We start from the raw sequence: 1,907 nt of genomic DNA, 5'->3' as shown, positions 1-1,907 counted from the left end.
CCGCCCGGTAGCGGTCGACTCAGGGCCCGCGCACCGCGCCCAGAACGCTCCCGAGGGCCCACTGAAGCCGCGTACGACCCCGTTCCGTGCGCCTCTGAGCCCCTCAATTCCAGTACGCGGGAAAGCCACTTGAAGCTCTGCAAGCCGGGGCAACGCACATCGCCCGAGACTGCGTCAGCCGACCATGTCGAAGTGGGCCCGGGCCCGGTCGAAGTGGCGGCCGGCCAGGTCGTCCCGGCGAATCACCCAGTGGACGACGCCCAGTTCACCCTCGGTCACGCCCTCGCCCCCGACCTCCGCGAGCAGCACCCAGTCGCCCGGGCCGTGGTCGTGATCGGTGACGGGATCCGCGTTCCAGACCCAGGGGAAGCCACCTATCTGCACAGGCCCGTCCGTCGTCATCTCCCCGCAGGTCTTCCACCACACGGAGCCCAGTTCGCTGCCGTGCGGGAACTCCTCGGTGTCCGAACCGCGGTTGGGCAGCGAGGGCTTGAGCGTCAGATGCAGGTCCCGGGCCGGGAGGACCTCCGGCAGCCACTCGCAGGCCGAAGCGCGTTCGGAGACGGGCGTGCCGACCGGAACGTAGACGAGCCGGTGCCAGTCGTCGTCGCTCCAGGGGTCTTCCGTGTCCGCGAAGAACAGCAACGTGCCGTCCTCGGGCAGCGGGAGGTCCGTCGCGCCCGGCGGGACGGCCGCGAGGTCGACCGAGGCGAGGAACGGCAGGTCCGGAACGGGCTCGCCGTCGGGCATCGGCGGCAACCCGCCGAGCCGTCCGGCGAGCGGGCCGTCGGGCGGTGCCTCACCGGCGAGGCCCAGCATCGCGCTGCGACGGTCGGTGGCGAGCCATCGCTCGACCTCGTCCTCGGGTAAACCACGACTGCGGGCTTCGTCGCGGAACGGATCCATCGATGTCATTCGCAGAGTATGCCAGCGCCGCTCACGCCCTCTTCCGGGATGAATCGAACCGGTCGCGGGCCCCGAAAGCCGACGCCGATTCCGACCGAACGGGCCGACACCGGCGGGGTGTTGGGGTCGGTCGCCGGGCGTCGGCACGAAGCCCGGTCGCTCACGTCATTCCGGTCACTTCGCGAAGCGGTACTTCAGGTGCGTGGCCAGTGGCGTGCCGACCACGCTGACGGGTTCGAGGCGCCGCCCGGCGCCCAGTCCCTCGAAGAGCCGCAGTCCCTCTCCGAGGAGCGCGGGCACCACATGCAGTTGCAGTTCGTCGATGAGCCCCTCCTTCAGGTACTGCTGCACGGTGCTCGCCCCGCCCGCGATGTCGACGTTCCGGTCACCCGCGGCTGCCTTCGCCCGGTCGAGCGCGCTGTGGATGCCGTCGGTGACGAAGGTGAAGCTGGTCCCGCCCTCTTTGACGAGGGTCGGCCTGGGCCGGTGGGTGAGGACGAGGACCGGGGCCCGGAACGGTGGGTTGTCGCCCCAGAACTCCTCGCCGGTGTCGTACATCATCCGGCCCATGACCACCGCGCCGGTCGCGTCGAACCACTCGCGCATCAGCTCGGAGTCGCGGTTCTCCTCCCCGCCGGTCATGCCCTGGCGCTCCCGCCAGCTCGCCAGGTTGTGGATCCACTCGAAGAGCGGCTCGGCGTCGTCGCCTCCCGGGTTGTCGATGGCGACGTTGGCACCGGCGATGAAGCCGTCGAGGGAGATGGCCATATCCGCGGTTACGGTCACGATGCGTGCTCCTGAGTCCTGGAGGTGCTGCCTTCACCCTTACGTCGATCGGGACCCGGCGCATTCGACAGGCTTCCGAAAGTCACAGCGCGAGACACCCTCACACAGCCCGGCCACGAACCTGGATAGCACACACATTCGAATATGTGGGTACTCTGGAAGCATGTCCACGCACCTCCAGGGTTCACTGTTCGACCAGACCGACGAGGTCCGCC

2 protein-coding genes are annotated in these 1,907 nt (G+C 69.3%); both read right to left on the bottom strand.

What is annotated here, in order from left to right; all coding sequences use genetic code 11:
• Positions 1-174: 174 nt before the first annotated feature.
• Complete coding sequence (locus tag AOK17_RS47020; RefSeq protein WP_079053692.1) at positions 175-915, bottom strand: DUF1963 domain-containing protein; 741 nt, start codon at positions 913-915, stop codon at positions 175-177.
• A 165-nt stretch (positions 916-1,080) separates the two neighbouring features.
• The gene (locus AOK17_RS47015; RefSeq protein ID WP_055618751.1) at positions 1,081-1,692 is read right to left on the bottom strand and encodes a dihydrofolate reductase family protein; all 612 of its coding nucleotides are present in this window, start codon (positions 1,690-1,692) and stop codon (positions 1,081-1,083) included.
• Positions 1,693-1,907 lie beyond the last annotated feature (215 nt).

The sequence above is a fragment of the Streptomyces phaeochromogenes genome (assembly GCF_001418655.1).
GTDB lineage: Bacteria > Actinomycetota > Actinomycetes > Streptomycetales > Streptomycetaceae > Streptomyces > Streptomyces phaeochromogenes.
This window is presented reverse-complemented; position numbering and strand designations above follow the sequence as displayed.

Bases quoted from the DNA above. Each gene is read 5' to 3' on its own strand.
- AOK17_RS47020 (WP_079053692.1), bottom strand. From the start codon at position 915: ATGACATCGATGGATCCGTTCCGCGACGAAGCCCGCAGTCGTGGTTTA.